This window comes from Microcoleus sp. T2B6, from assembly GCF_036700475.1.
Classification (GTDB): domain Bacteria; phylum Cyanobacteriota; class Cyanobacteriia; order Cyanobacteriales; family Microcoleaceae; genus Microcoleus.
The window spans coordinates 26,084-48,012 of the sequence record NZ_JAUBOZ010000014.1; the positions used below are offsets into that span (position 1 = coordinate 26,084).

Consider the following 21,929-nt stretch of genomic DNA (forward strand, 5'->3'; position numbering starts at 1 on the left):
CTTCGGGCGCTGGGTTTTGTGGATCAAGTTAGGATATCAATGGTGGCCGTTGTTCGACATATTGAATTAATTAAGGTATTTAAATAATGGCAAAAGTGATTCTCAAGCGGATTTGGCGATCGGGCTTGGTTTTTGCGACCGTTTTGGTGGGTGTGGGTTCGGTGGGGGGCGGCGAGGTGCATTCTGATTCACATCAGCCAGAAACCCAGGTGATGACATTGATGCCCGATGTGAGTTTCCAGCAGCTCGATCGCACTATAACGGGATCGGGATTGACAACTGGCGAATTGTACTCTCAGTTTTGGAACCCGTCAAATCCTGGTGCCAAAGCCCCAGCAAATCAACCGGCGAAGCCACGGGGGAATCCACAGGTATTTCAAGCTAAAATCAAGCGTCGCGCAGGCGGGACGCCGGTGATTGATGTGGTATTTAACGGCAACCAGACTTTTGAGATGATTCTCGATACCGGCGCCAGTGGCACTTTGATTTCTCAGCGGATGGCTACTGCACTGGGAGTGAGGCCGGTGCGTACCATCAGAGCGGGGATCGCTGACGGTAGCTTTGTCGAGTTCCCCATCGGCGTAGTGCGATCGATTCGGGTTGGGGGTGCTGCGATCCAAAATGTCGAAGTGGCGATCGCCAAACAAATGCCAATAGGTCTGCTCGGTCACGATTTCTTTGGCAATTACGATGTCAAAATTAAAAAAGATGTTGTAGAATTTTATGTCCGCTGAGAGGGAGCTGATTCGGAAACGGATTTTTGCTCAACTGGTTTAAAGTTATTCCCAGCCCAGTCAAAGCTGTTTAATCTATTCCTTGAGGCAGTAGTAAAACTCCGCCATCTGTGGTATTCTTTTTAGTGTTTCAATAGCAACCTACCGTTGAACAATTCGTGAAAATGCGGCCGCAAAAGCAGGGTCGCTGTTGGTGAGATAGGTAACAGCCTCCGACTGTGCATTCACAGTACAGGCCAAGGCAATCAATTAAACAATTCCCAAAGCAGGTCGAAATTAGTTCCCACAATGCTGTGGCTAAGGGAATTTTGGTGGGCTTTGTTCAGCCGGAGCCTAAAAAATATGTAAACTGATTAGCGGCAGATGTTCCGCAAAATCGGAAATCATGAAAATCGAGAAATTAATTATTGTAAATAAGGTATTCACATGGCACAAGCGTCTGTATCTCCTGTAGTGCTGATTATTCTAGACGGCTGGGGTTATCGTGAAGAAAAAGACGGAAATGCGATCGCCGCTGCGAAAACACCCGTGATGGACAGTCTCTGGGCCGCTTATCCCAGAACTCTGATTAAAACATCGGGTCGGGCGGTAGGGCTGCCAGACGGGCAAATGGGTAACTCAGAGGTTGGTCACTTGAATCTGGGCGCGGGCCGCGTGGTTCCTCAAGAGTTGGTGCGGATCTCGGATGCAGTGGAAGACGGTTCTTTGCTCAACAATAAAGCGCTGGTTGGGCTTTGCGAGAAAGTCCGCGCCACGGGCGGCAAGTTGCACCTGACTGGTCTTTGTTCTGAAGGTGGGGTTCATTCCCATCTGAGTCATATTAAGGGTTTGCTGCAATTAGCAAAAGCACAGGGAATTTCGGATGTTTGCATTCACGCGATTACAGACGGCCGTGATACTACTCCGAAAGAGGGTGTCGAAGCTCTAGGCAAGATTGAAAGTTATATCGCAGAGGTAGGGGTGGGTCGGATTGCGACCATCAGCGGCCGCTACTACGCGATGGACAGGGACAAACGCTGGGATCGGGTGCAGCGCGCTTACGAGATGATGACGACTGAGGGTGCGCCTGACGGTCGATCGGCGGTTGATGTGTTGCAGGCCTCTTATGCTGAAGGAGTGACCGACGAGTTTGCAGTTCCGACTCGGATTGCTCCGGGGGCTGTGGCATCCGGCGATGGGCTAATTTTCTTTAATTTTCGCCCGGACAGGGCTAGAGAATTGACTCAGGCTTTTGTATCTCCCGATTTTAAGGGGTTTGAACGGCAGTTAATTGAGCCGCTGACGTTTGGGAGTTTTACTCAGTACGACCCGAAGTTGTCGTCAGTAATGGTGGCTTTTGAACCGCAGAATTTGAACAATATTCTGGGCGAGGTGATTTCTAAGCACGGTTTGCAGCAGTTGCGGACGGCGGAAACTGAAAAGTACGCTCATGTGACTTATTTTTTTAATGGGGGTCTGGAAGAGCCTTTTATCGGAGAACACCGGGAGTTGGTGCAGAGTCCGATGGTGGGGACTTACGATGAGGCGCCCCAGATGTCGGCGGATTTGGTGACGGATGGGGTGGTGACGGCTTTGGAAAAAGGCATCTATTCGTTGATGGTGATTAACTACGCTAACCCGGATATGGTTGGTCATACGGGCATGATGGATGCGACGATAATTGCGATCGAAACTGTGGATAAATGTTTGGGGCGGCTGGTAAGCGCCATTAGTAAAGCTGGAGGTACGGCAATTATTATTGCTGACCACGGAAATGCTGAGCAGATGTTTGACGATGACGGGAATCCCTGGACGGCTCACACTACTAACCCCGTGCCGTTTATTCTGGTAGAAGGTGAAGGTCTGAAGATTCCGGGTCACGGAACGGATGTTCCTCTGAGGACTGATGGTTGTTTGGCGGATATTGCGCCCACGATTCTGGAGCTGTTGAGGTTGCCTCAGCCCCCGGAGATGACGGGACGTTCTATGATTGAACCCGCTAATTTTGAAGTTCGCGCCAATCGCACTCCGGTGCGAGTCCGATTGTAGTAGGGACGCAGCAGCAGTAGGGACAAAGGCGTCGTGCATTGGTGTCAACTTAAGCTGTCATCCGCCCAGTCCTCCCGCCCATCCGGTAGTCCGCCAGGGAATGAATTCCCTGTCTAATAGCGAAAGTCCTCTCAAGAGGACTAATGAGTTTAAAAATTCGGCGTTGCTGAATTGGGGTATGAAATTTGTAGGGGCAATCCCCCCGTGGTTGCCCCACTGCTGACAGCGTAAGCACTTAGAATTACCCCATCAGGCAAAATCATACTTGGATTCAGCAGTACCAAAATTCTTCTTTTCAGTCCTCTTAAGAGGACTTTCGCTTTGAGGCAGGGAATTCATTCCCTGCCGGACTGGCGGACTAACAGCTTAATTTGACAACAATGGGTACGATGCTGTGTCCCGGAGGAGATTGTGTGCGATCGACCGAATTTGATATGATAATAAATTACCGATTACTAATTACCAATTACCCCCGATTATGGATATTGTTTCTGTGTTACAAGTTATCTGGTCTTTGTCTGCTTTAGGACTTGTGATTTTTGTGTTGCTGCACAGTCCTAAAGGCGATGGTATTGGAGGGATTGGCGGACAAGCTCAATTGTTTACCAGCGCCAAGAGTGCAGAAACGAGTCTGAACCGGATTACTTGGGGTCTGTCTATTGTTTTTATGGGTTTGACTGTGATTTTGAGTGCTGGTTGGTTGACCCCTAAGTTATAAAATTCGGATTTTTAACCACATTAGCTCACGGGCGGGACGCCCGTGCCACATTAGTTCACGGGCGAGACGCCCGTGCCACATTAGCTCACGGGCGAGACGCCCGTGCCACATGAGTTCACGGGCGAGACGCCCGTGCCACATTAGCTCACGGGCGAGACGCCCGTGCCACATTAGCTCACGGGCGAGACGCCCGTGCCACATAAATAAATATTGTGGGGTGTAGGGGTTGGGCTTCTAGCCCGCCCTAAAGATGAAATTTAAGTGCGGTTGCAAAAATGCGGTTGGGGAAAGTGACATTAAAACCTCGATTGCTGGCTGGTTTGGGATTGGCTTTATGTTGTTTTAGCCTGATAGTTTTTACTCAGGTTAATACTCCGGCAACGAGTCTTTCTTCTCTCCCGAATAGTTTTCCGCCTCCACAGGTTCACCCTTTGCCGCCCACGCTGGCCAATTGGCAAGATTCCACCGATAGCGGTGATTATTTTGACCAGGTTAAGCCACCGAATTTTGGTCATTTGTTGTGGTCGAAGTTTCCGATTCAGGTTTATGTTGAGCGTCCAGTTGATGCTAATAAGTCTGAAGAATGGATGGCGGCTGTGTTGGATGTGGTGCGAGAATGGGGGGTTTATTTGCCTTTGGAAGTGGTGGATAGTTCGGAGGTGGCTGATATTAGGATTTTACGTCGGGCTCCGCCTTTGCGTCAAGGGGTTTTGCGATCGCGTTCTGGAGAGGCTACCTATGAATTGTACGACCGTAGGGATGGGGATAAAACTGTGTTATCTCATCGGTTTTCGGTTTATTTGAATCCGACTCAAGTGGGTAAGTATGTTCCGGCGACGGCGGCGACGGCGCGGCACGAGTTGGGTCACGCTTTGGGAATTTGGGGCCACAGTTTGATGGAAACTGATGTGCTTTATTATTCTCATGTGAGAAATCCTCCGCCTATTTCTGCGAGGGATGTCAATACTTTGAAGCGCGTTTATGAACAGCCGACTCGGTTGGGGTGGTAATATTAGTTTTGATATGTAAAATCGTGTCAGTAAAAAGATGAAAGATGAAGCTTTTGGCATTGTGCCAGTTTTTGCGACTGAAACTGATAGTTTGTTTTTGTTGATTCAACATCAAGCGGGACATTGGGCGTTTCCTAAAGGTCACGCGAATCAGGGAGAATCGGCGCTAGAAACGGCGAAGCGGGAGTTTGAGGAGGAAACTGGCATCCGCGATTGTGAAGTGCTTGAGGAGCCTAGTTTTGTGGAACGTTATTCCTTTGTTAAGGAAGGGAAGCCTAGTTCTGTGGAACATTATTCCTCTGCAAAGGAAGGAGAATCAATTGAAAAGACTGTTACTTACTTTTTGGCTTTTGTAAATTCAATGGAAGTTCAGTTGCAAGTAGAGGAAGTTCAAAACTCGACCTGGAGTTCCTTTGAGGATGCAGTTAAGCTGATTACTTTTGATGGGAATCGGCAAGTTTTAAGGGAAGTCAAAGCATTTTTGGACGCGAGGAAGGAGTCTTAATCAGTCTTGGATACACACACTTGTTTATGTAGGATGTGCATTATTCACTTTACGCTATAAGTAGCCTGTTAAAGCACTTTTGCGTCCGCGAATGTTAATATCTAGTCCGGTTCTACGATCGCAATTAAGTTTGTAGTAAGGACTTTAGTGCTTAGTGACTGCAAGCTTTAAGAGAGAGCTTGATTCCTTACTACAAACAAATTATTTTGTTAGATACCCAACTTCTTCAATAAGCCGGGGATCTAGGTATTCGGTGTGATTATTTGTTGATTTTCTGGGCTTCGGCGTGGTGTTGCAAGCGAGAGAAAACGTTGTAGGCGTCGGGGCCGGGAGTATTGTGTTCGCCAGAGCCGTCCATAGGGCCGTCAATGGCTTTCCAAGCAGGAATTCCGCCTTTTAGTTCGGCTACTTTTTGAAAGCCTGCTGCGCGGAGAAGATTGGCAGCTTCGGCGGTTTGTTGGTCGTTTTCGCCGTAGATGTAGATATCGCGGATGGGTTCTAAACTCGATTGTGCGCGCTCAACTAATTCGTCCATTGGCATCATTACCGCGCCGGTAATGTGGCTTTTGGTGAAGCTTTCAAAATCACGAGCGTCGATGATTGTGAGTCCGGGTTCGCCCCAATCTAAACGGGCTTTGAGGTCGTGGCTAGATGCTTGAGCTTTTAAACCAGGAGGGGTGGGAGTCAAATCGGGAAGCTTTTCTTTGATGTCGGAAATTTGATCGGGAATAGTTTTCATGAGTAAAATGTTGTTCAATGTTTTGATTGCTATTGCAATGTAACAAGATGTGTAGGTTGAATTCGTCTTTCTAAAGGCAGAATCCGGCATTGAACTAAAGTCGCAGTTAAGCTGGTTTGTGGGTTGTTAGCTGCGGTTGGGATCGCTACATTTGTTGAGGTTGCTAGAGTGTAGCGGGCTGTGCTTAAAATGGTTTCGATCGCATTTGGTGCAGAGAATTTGAACTGCGATCGCTCTTTCGATCCGATATTTTATCAAACAATCACCTTTTAGTCAATACCTATTATTTTTAAATGAAATTTGCATAAGTTGTGCGTAGCCTCGCGCGGATTTTTGCGGAAAAGTTTTAAATGATTCTCAACAAGGTTTCTGGTAAAATTTAAGAGTAAAAACAAGCATTTAAAGGTATGGATATGTCTGAGAAAAGTGAAGTTGCGATGCCTATAACTTTGACACCGGAAGAGCAAGCGGTGTGGGATGCGAAGGCGAAAGTTCGGGTACTGCTGAATTTGTGGGATTTGAGCGGCGGGAAGATGAAGGTGAAAAAGGGGGATTTGACTAAGCGGATTGTTCGCACTAATGAGACGAGTCAGAGATATCTGGGAGTGCTCGGCGAGTTGCAGGCGACTGGGGCGATCGAGTATTCGCTGGTAAATCGGGTGACGCTGGTGGAATTGAGCGCGAAGGGGAAAGAAGTTTTAGCGGAAGGCTTGAAAAGTAAGGATTCTTTGTTTGAGTTTGATGGTTCTCAAATTGGTACTCGGCTGGGAAATTCTTTGTTGAAGTGGATTCGGCATCAGGATAGTGCGGCAAGTGTTCGGGTTGAGAAAGGGAAAGGGGATGTAGGGGCGATCGCATCATATAACGATTTTAAGGCTGTGGCGATCGATGTGTATGACAGCTTGAACCGGGATTATAATTTAGATGATTTAGTCCCGATTTATCGGATGCGGCGGGCGATCGGGGAAAGGGTAGGGCGATCGGAGTTCAATGAATGGCTGTTGGAAATGCAGGCTACTGATATTTTTCAGCTAATGGCAGGGGAAACCCCAGACATCACTCCAGATAAACGTGAAGACTCAATCATCATTCCTGGTGGTACATTGCGTTACTACGCCAAGCGCTTAAATCCATAAAATTGTTCTCAATCTTTTTGTAGTTCGTTACCTCACACCCGATAACCATGAACAATATACCAGTTTCCCCGATAGAAGCCCTGAATGCTGCAATTCAAAATCACAATCCATTTAGCAAAGCTGGGATTGTCAAAGAGCAAGATATTTGGGGGAAAGGGTTCCCCGACCTTCCTACTCTAAATGCTCATGCTTCCGATGCAATTTTTCAGGCAGTTGAAAAAGTAAAGACAAGTTCATCTAGTCAAGAAAAGGTGACTTCACTGGTATTAACTGCTTCAATGGGAGTGGGTAAAAGCCACATTTTGAATCGTACTCGCCACAGGCTAGAAAGCAATGGTAATGCTTTATTCGTTTATGCGAGTGTTAATAATTACACAGACTTGAACTTTATCAAATACCAATTTCAGCAAACTTTAGTTAACAGTTTAAGTCGAATAAGTAGCCAAGGTGTCATGCAATGCCAGGAAATAGCAGCAGCAATGGCTAACGAATGTTTCAAAGCTATTAATCCTGCTACACCAAATCTTTCTCCTCAAAAACTACTAGATCAATTTGATCAAGTATGTGCTAGTTGGGCTACTAAAAATAAAAATTACATGAAAGCCCTAACTAAGCAATTTCTTAGGATAAGATCAAATGTAGACCCTTATATTCTTCGAGCTGTTTTGTGGACATTATCAGAAACTGAAACACCTTTTGCTATCAAATGGTTGTCTGGTGAAGAGTTAGATAAATCTAAAGCTGAGGAACTAGGATTGCCGACTAATTCCGGCAAGACTAATCAGGAGAGAGAAGTAGAATCTCTTAACAATGTCCAGAAAATTTTAAATTTGGTGAGTTACTACCGTCCTGTAATCATTTGTTTTGATGAAATAGATGTAAATCGAGATTGTTGTAGCGATGATGGATTAACAACAGTGCACGTAATTGCCGCTCTAGTTAAGCGTTTGTACGATACTCTCGAACAATCAGAACTCAGTCAAGGTTTAGTTATTATCACAGTAATGGCACCCGATGCTTGGAAAACAGTTAATCTGATGCCTGGTAGTATACCCGATCGAATTTCAACATACACGCAGCGAAAACCCATCGATTTAAACCAGTTGAATGGTGATTATTTAGTTGATTTAGTCAAACTATGGTTGCAAGATTTTTATCAGGTCAGAAATTTAAATCCTCCTCATCCGGTCTACCCATTTGAGGAAAGTCAACTGAGAGAATATGGCAGAGGTAAGCCAACTGTACGCGAAGCTTTGACATGGTGTGCCGAGAATTTTAAAGTTTTTATGCCTCCAGTGCCTAAACTTCCAGAAGCTCCTGTTGAGCGGTTTGAGTTAGCGTTAACCAAGGAACTTAATGCAGATATTCGAGAAGAGATGAAGGATAGTTTCACAATTGCTAATGCTATTTACTTTGGTTTTGCAACCCTGATAGATGAGACTGTGGATAATGTAAAAATAAATAACATTATGACAGAGGTTAAACCAAAATTACAAAATGCAGGTTTGATTAATTTCAAGATAATTGGTGTCGAAAATGGAAAAAAAATCAAGATTGGTGTTTCAGTCATTCAAACTTCTCAATCTGACTTAGTTGCTGGATTAAAACGCTTAATTGATTATCAAAAATTTGATTTGACTCGCGGTTGTTTAGTCCGTTCCCAATCAAAAATAGAGAAAATGAGCAAAAACTCTCCAGCATACAAGCTACTAGAACAACTCGTATCAGTAGAAAAAGGCGGTGAGTTGGTGTACTTGATTGAAGACCAAATAAAACCGTTATTTGCTCTCCGTGCTGTTTATGAAAAATGCACAGAGTATAATTTAACCGAAGACGAGGTTTTTGATTTCATATCTCAGAAAAAGCTCACTTTTGACAATCTTTTACTCCGAGAAATTTTGAGCGATCCGTCGAATCAAATGCCTGTGGTTGATGAGGAAGATGAACTCCAAGTTTTAGAAGCTCTTTTCAACCCTACCAGCATTGATGATACAGATGATGGCGATCTAAGCGACCAATTTAGTTAAGTATGAACCAATCAATTTTGCTTCAAACAGCACTGGCTTTACCAGTTCCAGATATTGAAGCTTTAATCCAAGGACAAATGATTGCAGCTATGCCTCGGATGTTTCTGAATCCGGGGCGGACATTTGCTTTATATCCAGCTAATTTTTCGGTGGATTTGCTATCGGGCGATGGATATTATCGATCGCATTTTTTGCCCGTCGCTCAAAAGGCACTTGCTCAGTTAAATGCTGAGAAAGTTTTGATTAAAGCTTGGGCTAGGTGCGAACTGTGTCAAATGGTGAATGAGCCTGAATCATTAGAGGCTTTGTCGCGGTTAACAGTCTGGAAAACAGAGGCATTACAGCAAATTCTCCAGCAGCGTCCTTTTATTTTTCTAGCTTACCTGCGGGTTTATTTGCTACCTCAGCCGCTGGAAATGCCTGTGCATCCCAGCGGCAATTTTGTATCTTTGCCAAAATCCCTAACTGTTACTGATTCAACGCCTGTGTTGAGCGAATCTATCTTTGCTAAACGCAGTCACAAGCTGGAAAAACTAGAGCCTCCTGAACATCCAGAATTGGAAGAGTTGCAAAGTGCATTAGTGCATTTATCCACCACCAACCCAAAAGCCAAACAATTAGAGGCAGAAATCAAAATGTTTCTAGGTTGGTCGGAAAAATTACCCACAACACAACCAGACCCGGATTTAGCATGGATAAGTGCGATCGCACAAATTGGCAATTCTAGCGATGGTAATACATTTGAAAAGTTAGTACGCAAAAGTTTGCTCAAGCTAGGATTTGCTAATTCTAATACCAATCCCAAAGCTAGTCTCAATCCCGAATCAACAGGTGGCGCTGGTGGTTTGGACTTTTATTGCGAGACTCCCTATCCAGTAGCGGGAGAGTGCAAAGCTAGCAAACATGAAAGTGTACCTAATAGTGTAACGGCTCAACTAATTCATTTAGGTTTGACTCACTTGGGTCAAGATAAGTTCGATCGATCGGTTAAAATTATTTTGGCGGCTGGGCCTTTAACTAATCCAGCTAATCAAGCAGCTATTGGTAGTAAAATGAATGTAATTCGCCCTGAAACATTGCAAAGATTAGTTGAATTGAAAGCTAAGCAACCAGGTTCGATCGATTTATTACAGTTAAAACCTTGTTTAGAACAAAAGCCGTTTGGTGAGGAAGCCGATGCTAAGGTTAATCGCTATATTGACGAGGTGCGGGAAAAGCTTAAAGTGCGATCGCACATAGTTCAGCTAGTCAAAGACTTTTTGGAAAGAACAAAATCAACAAGCGTTGAATTTAATCAGCTTCACGGTGCTTATGCCTTTTCTATGTCGCCCCAACCTTTAAAATATGAAGAAATGCACCAAATTTTAATAGAACTTTCCTCACCTTTGACGGGTTACTTAGGGCGAATTAAAGGCGAAGATTTAGGGCGCGATCGCTTTTATTTCCTGCGCGACTTGTCCCTAGATGATTGAGATAGGTCAAGGGCGATTCCCTGCGGGATATCTTCGCTTCATGTACTTCATCCAATTTCCTACACAGCATCAGGATCTATGCCCAGTTCCCGTAACCTCGCCGCCAACCTTTCAGCTTTCTGCAATTGAGCTTGTTCTGCCTTAATTAACCCTTCCACCAATGGCGGCTCTAAAATTTCATTGACTGATAATCTCAGATTGGGAAATACTACAGATACCATTTCCTCACCCGGCCAGTAATTTACCTCTGTATAAATGTCATCACCTTCGACAAATGCCATAACTCGCACCCGCTGTCTGTTTTCTGCTGGGTCAACAATTACATATTCTGGCACATCAGCTAAGTTGTACTCCGCTCGTTTAGTTATATAATCAACCCGCCGATTTTCGGTGACTACTTCTATTACTACTAACGGCGTTTCATCAAAGCCAAGATTGCCTCCTCCGGGTCTAGCACCAGCTTGTTCCAAAAGACTTTGAGTGCAGACAACTACATCAGGAATACGGGACGAAATTTCTTCGGTTCTCACTCCTAAGCCTCTTTTTACTACTAAATCAAGATTGTGGGTGACTACGTAACGCCGCAACTGGTAAACTAAATATTCGCAAATTTTGGTGTGTAAAACTGTAGCTATTGGCATCGGAATTAATTTGCCTTTGTACAGTTCATATTGTACATCAAGTTCCCCTTCATAAAATCGGTATTCTTCAAAGGTTAGTGTGGGTAAATTATCAACTGGCTGTTCTGTTAAAACTGGCGGAATTGATTGAGACATATCTTTGTCACCTCAGCGAGTATTTCTGATTATTTTAAATTTAAACGACAGTATCAGGATCTACTCCCAATTCCCGCAACTTAGCCGCCAATTTTTCAGCGAGTTGACTCTGCTGCTCAGCGAGTTGACTTTGCTGCTCAGCGCGTTGACGCTCCTCCTCAGCGCGTTGACGTTCGATTACGGCTTGTTGCTGTGATTCCTGCAACTCAGCTCGTTCTGCCTTCACTAACTCCTCCACCAATGGCGGATTTAGTATTTCATCCACCGATAAAACGAAATCTGGAAATACTACAGATACAATCTCTTCACCTGGAAAGAAATCTGTATGCGTGTAACCATCTTCACCTTCAATAAATGCTAAAATTCTGATTTTTTGCTTCCCACATTTAGGGTCAACAATGCAATATTCTGGCACATTCGCTAATTCATACTGTGCTCGTTTAATTATGTAATCTGCCCGTCGATTTTCACTCACTACCTCTACTACTAATAGCGGTGTTTCTCCTAAGTCAAGGATGCCTGAACCAGGCTGGGCAAGTATTTGTTCCCACAAACTTTGAGTGCAGACAAGTACATCGGGAATGCAAGATGTAGCATTTTCTGTTCTCACTCCTACAGAAGTTTTTACTACTAAATCAAGATTGTGAGCAGCTAGGTAACGCTGCAATTTGTAAACCAAATATTCACAGATGCTTGTGTGTAATGCTGTCGCTGTTGCCATTGGTATTAATTGGCCTTTGTACAGTTCGTATTGTACATCAGGTTCTCCTTGATAAACTCTGTATTCTTCAAAGGTTAAAGTTGGAGAAGTATCTGTTTGCTTTTCTTCTAAAGCTGGGGCGATTGATTGAGACATAGGTTTTGGTATGAGTTTATCTTGATACAATTCCTATTGTAGATCGGATTACCATTTGGGCGATCGCCTCAACAAGGCTGTAGCTGCCTCACTGTCGAGAGGTTTAGAGAAAAAGTACCCCTGACCGTACTCGCAGCCGATCGACCGCATTTGAGCCAATTGGACGGCGGTTTCGACACCTTCTGCCACTACCTCCATCCCCAAACTGCGGGCCAGCATGACGATCGCCCGCACGATTTCCAAATTTTCGCCCATTTCCCCAATGCGACTGACAAAAGAGCGATCGACCTTCAAAATATTAATCGGGAACTTGTGCAAATAACTCAGAGACGAATAACCAGTGCCAAAATCATCAATGCACAAATCAATCCCCAAGTCTCTCAACTGCGAAAGCATCGCCGCCGCCGCTTCCCCATCTTCCATCACCACACTCTCAGTAATCTCCAACTTCAAACAGCGAGCATCAACACCCGTTTCCTGCAAAACTTGCTTAATTTGCTGGATGGATTCCGGTTCCGAAAACTGCCTCCCGGAAAGATTTACTGCTACAGTCAGCCGCGAATTTCCCCCAGGTAAATTCAAACTCTGCCACTTAATAATTTGGCGGCAGCTTTCGTTTAAAACCCACAAACCCAAAGGCATAATTAACCCAGTTTCCTCCGCCATCGCAATAAATTCCATCGGGGAAACTAAACCCCGTTCCGGGTGCAGCCAGCGCACCAGCGCCTCAAATCCGATAACTGAGCCAGTTTTCAAACTAACGATCGGCTGATAATAAACAGTAAAAGGACATTCCAATTTTAAAGCAGTCAATTGCGACTTCGGGCGCTCCAATCTCCGATCGATTTCACTCAGCGGCGAGCTTTCCGCCCCCGTCCCACAGGCGAAATCCACTATCGAATATTTCAAATTTAGTTCTTCAACCGACTCCCGCAAATCGTGTTCCAAGTGCATCAAAGCCACAGCGCGAGCGTGCATCGCACTGGTAAAAACTTCGTAGCGAGCTTTACCGAGAGCTTTTGCCCGGTACATCGCAATATCAGCATCGCGCAAAATATCTCCCGGCCACTGATATTTGTCGGTATTCAAAGCAATGCCGATGCTAGCAGTAATTAAAACTTTATTACCTTCCAAATTCAGCGGTCGTTCGATCGTTTTGAGAATTGCCTTTGCTTGGGCGATCGCCTCATCAACACCTTTAATTTCCTCAAGCAAAATCACAAACTCATCTCCCCCCAGACGAGCCACCGTATCGCCTGGCCGCAAACAAGTCAAGAGACGGCGAGCCACAGCCACCAACAGCCGATCGCCCGTGCGGTGTCCCTGACTGTCATTAATCACCTTAAACCTGTCCAAATCCAGAAACAGCACCGCAAACTGATAGGTTGGATGCCGTTGCGCGCGGGCAAAAGCTTGCCCCAACCTGTCAGTCAACAAAGCACGGTTCGGCAACTCCGTCAGCGCATCGTGCAAAGCATCGTGCAACAATTGTTCTTCAGCCAGCTTGCGCTCAGTCACGTCGTGACAGTTGACCACAATTCCCCGCACCGAAGGTTCGTTGAGCAAATTCGTCGCCACCGCTTCCAACACGCACCAGGAACCATCCTTGTGCTGCACTCGGTATTCCGCCATTCCCAGGCTAACTCTCGGCATTTGCATGACACCTTTGAACACTTGATCCACTATCAGCAATTCGTCAGGGTGAATCAAGTCAAATATAGACCGGCCGAGGACTTCCGCCGTCGGGTAGCCCAAAATCCGCTCTAGGGAAGGAGATACATAGCGGCAAAAGCCTTTTTCGTCGAGAATCACAATAATGTCTCTAGCATTTTCAATCAACGATCGAAAGCGCTTTTCGCTTTGCCGCAGCTCTTGTTCGGTGCGCTTTCGATCGGTAATATCGGTATTCATGTAAATCTGACCGACAATTTTCCCTGTAGCGTCTTTAATAGCATCGGCCCGCAGCAACACTTGCAAAGTTTCACCGCTTTTAGTGCGGTTGGTAATTTCACCAAACCAAGAATAACCTTGGGCGATCGTGTCGAGTACCTCGCGTGCGACTGCAGGGTCAGCAAAAACTGCCGATATACCTCCGGCTAGTTTAAATTCCTCTGCGGTGTCCCACTCAAATAGCTGAGAAAACGCTTGATTTTGATAGATGTGAGTGCCGTTCGCATCGCTGATGCCGATCGCGTCACTCGAACTTTCCACCGCCTTGCGAGTCAGCACCAGAGCTTCTTCTGCCCGCTTGCGCTCGGTAATGTCAATCCCCACCAGACAAGCAGCTTTGCCCTCATCGTACTTTTGAGCCACAATCAAATAGTATCCCTCCGACTCTCCCCCATCGGTTTGTACCTTAACGTTGAGTTCTTTAACCGCTTCCGTAGCGTCGTCGGCAAAAAACTCCACCACAAAAGAGTTAAAATCCGAGCTAGCAGCCAGAAAACCAATATCTTGACCGACAAAAGCCGACGGCGGCAAACCATGCAGTTTGGCTAAGTGCTGGTTAACCCCCAAATAGCGCAAATCCGAGCTAATCCAAGATACCGTTCCCGGAACTGCTTCCAAAATCGTTTGCAGTTGGTCGTTCGCTTGCTGCAATGCTTGCTGCACTTCACATATTGGTTCCGACAAATCATACTGAACTCCTACAAAGTGAGTCAAATTAGCGTTGTCGTCTCGCACGGGAGATAGCGATAATTTGCTCCAAAAAGGAGTGCCGTCTTTGCGGTAATTTTTGATTGGTGTCTGGATTGCTCGACCTTGGCGCAAGGCGTCGCGGATTTTAGCTACAGTAGTTCGATCGGTATCGGGCCCTTGCAAAAATCGGCAATTGCGCCCCAAGATTTCACTGGCGCAGTAACCTGTCATCCGTTCAAAAGCCGGATTGCAATAAATTATGGGACAATCGGGTGCCTTGGCGTCAGCAATGACAATGCCACTGCTAGTAGCTGCCAAGGCTCGATCGCGTAGCCACAGGGCTTCTGACGCACTATGGCGATCGGCGGCACTCCCCACTTCACCTAAATTAGAAATTGACTGGTTCTCCCGATCTCCCATCAGCCGAACTTTCAAGCAAACCTTTACAATTTCCGAGTTGTTTCTTACTCTAACGTTTTTCAGGACTCGCGCAACGTAAATTGTATCTTGGTATTTAAGTAAGCGGGATTTAACTCAGATGTTGCACCATTGTCAAGAACGGGCAAGATGCCCGTTCCACAAAGAATAAGTTTTCTTCTTGTGGAACAGGCCGAAAAGCCTGTTCCTAAACGTTCCACAAAGAATAAGTTTTCTTCTTGTGGAACAGGCCGAAAAGCCTGTTCCTAAACAAGTAATTGACAATGGTGCAACATCTGAGATTCAACCTTAGTTGTTAGTTGTATTTTATACGCTTGCTGTTCGGCATTTAAAAAAGCACATCTTCACATCCGCAGTGAAAAACCCTCTATTCTTCCCCCCCTCAGACTCTCTCCCCCTCCCCCCTTCTCCCCGCACCCTGGCCATCACGATCTGCCGCAGCTTATTTAGCAGGAGTTGCAGGTTGAGAAGTCGGCGGCGCAATATTAATTAATGGCAAAGTTCCGCCTCCTCCCATTACTGTCGGAAACTGGCCGTTCCATTTTTCAATAGCTTGCTGCTGCAAAATTTCGGCTGTTAATGTTTGCCGCTGCAAGCGTTGAGCTTCAGCTTTACCTTTAGCGCGGTTAATTTCAGCTTTAGCATCTTGGGTTGCTTTTTGAACAGTAAATTCTGCTTGTTTAGCTTCTTGTTCGGCTATTTGTTTCGATTCGATGGCTTTGCTAAATTCTGGAGAAAACCCAAAATTTATTAACGAAACATCTCTGACAATGACGCCGTAAGGTTCCAAACGCTTTTTAAGGCTGTTGTCGATTTCTGTTTTGAGTTCCGTGCGCTTAGTGATAATTTCTTCTGCGGTCTTTTTAGAAGTTGCTGCTTTGAGAACTTCCGAAATTGCCGGACTCAGAATGCTGGTAACAATTTGTTCTTCGTCTCCTATTTGTTGGTAAATTTGATTTACTTTTGCGGGGTCAACATTCCAGTTGACTGCCAAATCGGTCGTAATGCTTTGCAAATCTTTGGATGCTGCATCTGCTTTCAAATCAGTTTTTTGTACCCTCACGCTGAGAGTTTTTACAGAGGTGACGATCGGGAAAATCGGGTGAATGCCTTCATCTAAAATCGCGTCTTGAACTTTCCCGAAGCGCATCATAACGCCGCGTTCCCCTGGGCCGACGAGGGCAAAAGGTCTTAAAATTAAGGCGGCGATGATGAAGACGATGCCACCGACGATGTAGAGAGCTAGGTTGTACTGAACACTTTGCATGGTTTTCATATGTGAATTCACCTATGTTGTGTTAATTGATGTTAGTTTTATATTCGATCTTATCTAAGATTATAGCTTCATGTTAATCGTGCAACAACTCATAAATTAAGGGAGCATCTCACCTTTGCGGCCAAGCTAGAAATTGGAGTTTTGAGGCAGGAGGCAGGAGGCAGGAGGCAGAAGGAAAGAGGAAGAAGGAAGGAGCCACAAGAAGGAAGGAGCCAGAAGAAGTATTTTTACAAATATGAGATGCTCCCTAAATTAATTGATTCTTTTTCATAAAAGTCATATACTTGCGAGGGTCTGGGAACCTCTTAGCTCGATGAGCGGGGATGTACAATGGCACTTGTAGCTGGGTGAGATTATTGATGAATAAATGTTTCAATCATCTTGACAAACGGGAGTTTTTTAGATAATGCAGAAGTAAGTAGATAGCTCGATCGCTCTGGGACAATGGATAAAAGGGCGATCGCAAAGAGAAAGCTTTCTAGAAAGCTAAAAAAACAGCATCAAATAGGTATTTTTTGTAAATTTTGAGTAAAAAATTGGAGAAGCGTGCCGATAAAACCTTTGGGGGTTGGTTCCAGCACAAGCGAAAGATAGAATTTCACTCTCCGACGTACAGACTTTATATGTAGAATTGGCATCGGCCGGCCTTGCTCAACCCTCCTGAGTAGAAAAAAAGACTCCTTGGGCAAGTTGGGAATTTATGGCTACAAACGATAAAACTCCGAGTTTAAAAAAGCCCGAAAATAAGTTAAGCTTAGATGAGAACGGTTGAAGAGAAATCAAGATGTTGCAGCGACACCCTTGGCCGCAGACAGTTGAAGAGGCGATCGCCATTCAAGAACAGCTTCGGTCAGAGGTAATTACCGCAAATCAACTGGACACAGTTCGGTACGTCGCAGGCGTAGATGTCGGCTACGACAGTGCAAACGATGTATCGCGGGCCGCTGTAACAGTTCTGAGTTTTCCCGACTTGCAGTTGCAGCAGCAAGCTGTAGTTCGCAGTCCTACAACTTTTCCTTATATTCCGGGTTTCCTGTCTTTTCGAGAAGTGCCGGCAGTTCTCGAAGCTTTAGAAAATATCAGTTTGAGACCAGACTTGATATTGTGCGACGGTCAAGGACTAGCCCATCCCCGCAGGTTCGGTCTTGCTTGCCATTTGGGGGTTTTGACAGGGATTCCCACGATCGGAGTTGCCAAAAATCGATTTATTGGAGAACATTCAGAAGTCGGACTCGATCGGGGCAGTTGGCAACCCTTGCTGCTGGAGGGATCAACGGTAGGAGCAGCGCTGAGGACGCAAACAGGGATAAAGCCGATGTATGTGTCGATAGGTCATAAGGTAAACTTGATCAGTGCGATCGAGTACGTCCTGCGCTGCGCCCCAAAATATCGCTTACCAGAAACAACTCGATCGGCAGACCAACTAACATCGGGATAACTGGCAAGCGCGGAATGCCAAAAAAAAAAGTAAAAAGACCACAAAAGCATCCGTCTTTGGACTTTTAATTTTTGAGGTGGCGCCGCCCGAGTCGAAAAATCCTCTGAGTCTACTGCCAATCAGCTTTCGGTTCCATCCTTCCTGCGAACTAAAGCATCCTTCCAGCGAACTAAAGAATGACTATACCTGAGAAAGAGGTATAAAAGTTGGGGGGGTTTATAGAATGATTGAAAGACAGTAACCAGCTTAAAACATTGGCGGCTCTAACTATAGTGCCCGGGCGTGAACTATTTTTAGTTCACATTTGTAAATTATGAAAGATTCATCCTGCGAGTTAAACCAAAAGCTTAGATTCGTCAGATGAGGTTTCATAATTTACCGTCGGATATCTCACCACTGACTGGGAGTAACCATGACAGTGGGAGGCGAAGGCGCGATCGAGCTAAAAAATCAGAAACAAACAAGGAGACAGTCATGGCTGAGAAAAGCAAACGCGGATTCGCTTCTATGGATGCAGAAAAACAGCGCGCAATTGCTAGCAAAGGCGGAAAAGCTGCACACGAGAAAGGAACTGCACACGAATTCACCCCTGAAGAAGCCAGACAAGCTGGTCAAAAAGGCGGCGAAGCTGTCAGCAGAAATCGCGAACACATGGCTCAAATTGGTCGCGAAGGCGGTCGGAAAAGCCGCAAGAGCGAAGCTTAAGTCTCTGAAGGCTGGCCCTGTAATGAAAGATTGCACAGTTGCAGCGCGAGAGATAGCACGAGGACAGTAAACGTTTGAGGAGGTTGGGCGATCGAAGTTACCAAGGTAGTTCGATCGTCCAACCTCCAAAATTGGTGACTAGCGCACCACAGCCTCGCAAATGTGAAAACCCCCCAGGAATGAGTTTTTAGCAATCGCTGGCAAATCTTGAACAGCAATTTTTTAACCAAGCTGCACTGGGGTTAATAATTTTGCGGGAAACAAAAGCTGGCAAGCGCGATTCAGTCTGTCAAAAAAAGCCAATACGAGCACTAAAAGCCCCGAAGTGAGGGCTTTTTTGTATAGCTGCACATAATATTTTTAGAAGTGCGATCGAGTCGGCGTCATTCGATTTTAGATTTTAGATTTTAGATTTTGGATTGACTTGCGCGAGATTAATTCGGGGGCTTGAGGATTTTAGATTTTAGATTTTGGATTGACTCCACGGATAAATCACGTGGCGGGTACCACCTTTGAAATTCTTGGTCAATAATTATAATTAAGTTTTTTGGTGAGGAACTCCGTCCTCAAAATAAATCAGTTAATATTTTTTTATCTTTTTGAGCAGCACACTATACAATCATGACAAACCAGCTCACTTTAGCATGGACAGAAGCTGGGGTTCGTCAAACTCTGACAATTGAAAACGGACAGCCGAGCAAAAATCCGGGAACCGTGAGGCTAGGGCGCGATCCGGCGAAGTGCGATATAGTATTTTCGCATCCCAGCGTATCGGGGCTGCACGTTGAAATATTTTTTAATCAGGAATTGCAGGAGTATGCAGTGCGGAATTTGCGCGAAAGCAATCCGCCGCTGGTAGATGGACAAATTCTCGCCCGAGGCGAAGCAAAATTGAACTCGGGAAGCCACATCCATTTAGGCCAAGTGCAAATTGAGGTGGTGAATGTGACACAGGTGCAGGTAGCCGCGCCCCAGACTGTTTTGCTGTCTGGGCCTCCCGCACCTGGTAACTTTCAACCGACGGGGCCTTCAAAATATGGTTTGCAGTGCCCCAAATGCAGCCGAATTTCGCCTTACGAACAGTTGAATGCGGGGTGTCCGTGGTGCGGTACTTCTTTGGCGGCGGCGGCGAGTGTGATGCTGTCTCCGTGAAAGTTGGAAAAACTGAGATGTTGCACCATTCTCAATTACTTGTTTAGGAACAGGCAAGATGCCTGTTCCACAAAGAGTGAATTTTCTTGTGGAACAGGCATCTTGCCTGTTCATAAAAGGCTAATTGACAATGGTGCAAGATTTAAGAAAAACGGAAAATCAGGGTATTCGCTAAACACTCTCAACTTCAAAAATCTTTTTTTGCAGAAAGCTCAAAGCCGACGGCTGATGTTTAAAAAATAATCATGAATTCTCAACCCTTGCGCCTGCGACTGACTTGGACAGATACAGCTACGGGGGATTGTCGATCCCCCATACTCGACTTACCCATCGCTTTGGGACGAATTTTTGAAGCTATGCCCGCCACTATCAACGGGAAACGAGTTTCTCGAATTGCCCTCAGCAGCAGTCAAGTTTCTCGCTTTCACGCAGTGATTGGCACCGAAGGTAACAGTATTTTACTTACTGACACGGGTAGCCGTAACGGTACTTTTGTTAACGGCATTCGCCAAACCCGGTGCGTGCTGGCAAACGGGGATATGCTGCAAGTTGGGCCCTACGCGATCGGCATTTCTTTTGCTGTTAATTTCCCTGAAACGCCGTCGGTCAATTCTCACATTTTCTTTAACCCGCAGACCAATGGGCCAGATCCCGCGTTGGGCCAGCCAATAATGTTGCAGGTTCCTCAAACAGGTAGTAGGGGAGAATTTCCGCCGATCGCATTTTTGCAAGCTTCTCAAGTGTCAATGCGATCGCTCCAATCTATGGGACTGCCTGTGACAGAAGTTGATTGGGCTGCCGTTGGCGGCGGTTTGGGCAGCTTTATTTGGGTGGATTTGCTGAGAATTTGCGGCGTGAAAATCGATCGAATTGCGGTTTTGGGCATGGAAAACCAGCCTTACGCCCGCTACTTGCGTCTCTGCCTGAATTCTCAAATTCCGCTGCAAGAACGCCTACGATCGAATTCTGACTCTTGTCCAGACAACATTTGGGGCTGGCCTCCCTATGCTTTGCGGGAAGCTTGGCGGGAATTGCTCAAAGGGCGTTTGGGAGTATCACTGAAGTTGATGTGGCAGGTGTTTGCTGAACCGACTTTTGCCGAAACTTATACGCCTCGCGCGGGGAATGTGTTTGATTCTATTGACAGGGAAGTCGATCGAATTGGGTGGAATCAGATGTTTCGCTACGGTAGAGTGCGGGGAATTCGCAAAACAGATGACGGCAGGTACGCGATCGCTTATTCTCGATCGAATGCCGAGCACCGCGATCACGCTTTTTTAATCGCCAAATACGTACACTTAGCCACCGGCTATCCCGCCATTCAATTTCTGCCAGACTTGCAAGCTTACCGCGAAAAAACCCAGGATTTTGAGTCGGTTGTCAACGCTTACGAAAGCCACGACGGCGTTTACGAAAAATTGGAGGCCAGCGGTGGCAGCGTGTTAATTAGAGGCCGGGGAATAGTGGCTTCCCGCGTGGTGCAGCGAATTTACGAAGCGCGACAGCGGAACGGCAATATTCAAGTATTGCATTTGATGCGATCGCCCAAACCTCAAGGTAACAAATTTAAACTCGCTGAGCGAAGAGTCGAAAATCACTACGAATTTCAACCTTTCAACTGGCCGAAAGCTTGCTGGGGCGGGGAACTCCGCGTACTTTTGGAAAAAGCCGCCCCGGAATTGCGGCCGCAGTTGCTCACAGACTGGGGCGGCACTACCACCGCCCAGCGCAGCGACTGGCGGCGGATTGTCAAAGAAGGTTTAAGTCAAGGATGGTATCAAATTACCTTCGGGGAAGTCGAGCGAGTCGAGCGCGACAGTCAAAACCGCACGGTGACGTACATTAAGGAGAAGGAACTCAAGGGACAAATTAAGTTAGAGGCTGATTTTATTATTGATGCTACGGGTTTGGACGCTAAGGTAAAAACCAGTCCTCTGTTAAACGATTTGGTAGTTCAATACAATCTTCCCCTCAACGGTTTGGGCCGGCTGAGTGTTAACAACGATTTTGAAGTGCCCGAATTGCGGAATTCTTCTGCTAGCAACACAGAAGGCCGGGTATATGCAGCCGGCGCGATTACTTTGGGGGGGCCTTACGCGCCGGTAGATAGTTTTTTGGGCTTGCAATACGCCGCCTTGCGATCGGTTGAAAGTCTGGCCGCCAACCGAGTTGCTGGTGTGCGGAAATTGAGCGTTTGGCGATCGTTCGTGCAGTGGTTTAAGTGGATTTTCAATAAATCTCCAGATTGATTAAAAACAAAACCCTTTCGCATTCAATCT

At 45.9% G+C, this 21,929-nt stretch carries 18 protein-coding genes; 13 read left to right on the plus strand and 5 right to left on the minus strand.

Going from position 1 to position 21,929, the window contains the following annotated elements; all coding sequences use genetic code 11:
- Positions 1 to 86 precede the first annotated feature (86 nt).
- From QUA00_RS08865 to QUA00_RS08885, 5 genes are all read left to right on the plus strand, one after another.
- A complete protein-coding gene (locus QUA00_RS08865) occupies positions 87 to 734 on the plus strand; it encodes a retropepsin-like aspartic protease (protein ID WP_333409372.1) in 648 nt (215 codons plus the stop codon).
- Positions 735 to 1,160: 426 nt separating this feature from the next.
- Entirely contained in the window at positions 1,161 to 2,762 is a 1,602-nt protein-coding gene (gene gpmI, locus QUA00_RS08870; protein WP_333409373.1) for a 2,3-bisphosphoglycerate-independent phosphoglycerate mutase, read from the plus strand.
- 478 nt (positions 2,763 to 3,240) lie between these two features.
- Positions 3,241 to 3,480, plus strand: coding sequence for a preprotein translocase subunit SecG (secG, locus tag QUA00_RS08875; protein WP_333103648.1), 240 nt, complete (start codon positions 3,241 to 3,243; stop codon positions 3,478 to 3,480).
- Positions 3,481 to 3,755: 275 nt separating this feature from the next.
- A complete protein-coding gene (locus QUA00_RS08880; protein ID WP_333409374.1) occupies positions 3,756 to 4,490 on the plus strand; it encodes a peptidase in 735 nt (244 codons plus the stop codon).
- Positions 4,491 to 4,527: 37 nt separating this feature from the next.
- Positions 4,528 to 4,995: an NUDIX domain-containing protein gene (locus QUA00_RS08885; RefSeq protein ID WP_333409375.1), complete on the plus strand. Its 468-nt coding sequence runs from the start codon at positions 4,528 to 4,530 to the stop codon at positions 4,993 to 4,995.
- A 259-nt stretch (positions 4,996 to 5,254) separates the two neighbouring features.
- Here QUA00_RS08885 and QUA00_RS08890 read toward each other — a convergent pair whose 3' ends face one another.
- Positions 5,255 to 5,734 (minus strand): rhodanese-like domain-containing protein, encoded by a 480-nt coding sequence (locus QUA00_RS08890; protein ID WP_333409376.1) that lies wholly within the window; start codon positions 5,732 to 5,734, stop codon positions 5,255 to 5,257.
- 413 nt (positions 5,735 to 6,147) lie between these two features.
- On the opposite strand from QUA00_RS08890, the gene QUA00_RS08895 reads away from it, so the two are divergent.
- From QUA00_RS08895 to QUA00_RS08905, 3 genes are read left to right on the plus strand one after another with little or no spacing between them, the layout of a single operon-like run.
- Complete coding sequence (locus tag QUA00_RS08895) at positions 6,148 to 6,870, plus strand: hypothetical protein (protein WP_333409377.1); 723 nt, start codon at positions 6,148 to 6,150, stop codon at positions 6,868 to 6,870.
- A 47-nt stretch (positions 6,871 to 6,917) separates the two neighbouring features.
- Positions 6,918 to 8,897: a P-loop NTPase fold protein gene (locus tag QUA00_RS08900; RefSeq protein WP_333409378.1), complete on the plus strand. Its 1,980-nt coding sequence runs from the start codon at positions 6,918 to 6,920 to the stop codon at positions 8,895 to 8,897.
- Between the two features lie 2 nt (positions 8,898 to 8,899).
- Entirely contained in the window at positions 8,900 to 10,369 is a 1,470-nt protein-coding gene (locus QUA00_RS08905; protein WP_333409379.1) for a DUF1802 family protein, read from the plus strand.
- A gap of 59 nt (positions 10,370 to 10,428) precedes the next feature.
- Here QUA00_RS08905 and QUA00_RS08910 read toward each other — a convergent pair whose 3' ends face one another.
- The 4 genes from QUA00_RS08910 to QUA00_RS08925 all read right to left on the minus strand — a co-directional run bounded on the left by QUA00_RS08910 (position 10,429) and on the right by QUA00_RS08925 (position 16,355).
- The gene (locus QUA00_RS08910) at positions 10,429 to 11,145 is read right to left on the minus strand and encodes a Uma2 family endonuclease (protein ID WP_333409380.1); all 717 of its coding nucleotides are present in this window, start codon (positions 11,143 to 11,145) and stop codon (positions 10,429 to 10,431) included.
- Between the two features lie 40 nt (positions 11,146 to 11,185).
- The gene (locus QUA00_RS08915; RefSeq protein ID WP_333409381.1) at positions 11,186 to 12,001 is read right to left on the minus strand and encodes a Uma2 family endonuclease; all 816 of its coding nucleotides are present in this window, start codon (positions 11,999 to 12,001) and stop codon (positions 11,186 to 11,188) included.
- 48 nt (positions 12,002 to 12,049) lie between these two features.
- Positions 12,050 to 15,061: an EAL domain-containing protein gene (locus QUA00_RS08920; RefSeq protein ID WP_333409382.1), complete on the minus strand. Its 3,012-nt coding sequence runs from the start codon at positions 15,059 to 15,061 to the stop codon at positions 12,050 to 12,052.
- Positions 15,062 to 15,521: 460 nt separating this feature from the next.
- The gene (locus tag QUA00_RS08925; RefSeq protein ID WP_333409383.1) at positions 15,522 to 16,355 is read right to left on the minus strand and encodes a prohibitin family protein; all 834 of its coding nucleotides are present in this window, start codon (positions 16,353 to 16,355) and stop codon (positions 15,522 to 15,524) included.
- Between the two features lie 784 nt (positions 16,356 to 17,139).
- On the opposite strand from QUA00_RS08925, the gene nfi reads away from it, so the two are divergent.
- The 5 genes from nfi (at position 17,140) to QUA00_RS08950 (ending at position 21,899) form a co-directional block, all read left to right on the plus strand.
- Positions 17,140 to 17,793 (plus strand): deoxyribonuclease V, encoded by a 654-nt coding sequence (nfi, locus tag QUA00_RS08930; protein ID WP_333409384.1) that lies wholly within the window; start codon positions 17,140 to 17,142, stop codon positions 17,791 to 17,793.
- Between the two features lie 474 nt (positions 17,794 to 18,267).
- Positions 18,268 to 18,498 (plus strand): KGG domain-containing protein, encoded by a 231-nt coding sequence (locus QUA00_RS08935; RefSeq protein ID WP_006631632.1) that lies wholly within the window; start codon positions 18,268 to 18,270, stop codon positions 18,496 to 18,498.
- A gap of 621 nt (positions 18,499 to 19,119) precedes the next feature.
- Positions 19,120 to 19,650 carry an FHA domain-containing protein gene (locus QUA00_RS08940; protein WP_333409385.1) on the plus strand — a complete coding sequence of 177 codons (531 nt, stop codon included), beginning with the start codon at positions 19,120 to 19,122 and terminating at the stop codon, positions 19,648 to 19,650.
- A gap of 102 nt (positions 19,651 to 19,752) precedes the next feature.
- Positions 19,753 to 19,893: a hypothetical protein gene (locus QUA00_RS08945; protein ID WP_333409386.1), complete on the plus strand. Its 141-nt coding sequence runs from the start codon at positions 19,753 to 19,755 to the stop codon at positions 19,891 to 19,893.
- A 2-nt stretch (positions 19,894 to 19,895) separates the two neighbouring features.
- Positions 19,896 to 21,899: an FHA domain-containing protein gene (locus QUA00_RS08950; protein ID WP_333409387.1), complete on the plus strand. Its 2,004-nt coding sequence runs from the start codon at positions 19,896 to 19,898 to the stop codon at positions 21,897 to 21,899.
- Positions 21,900 to 21,929: the final 30 nt, after the last annotated feature.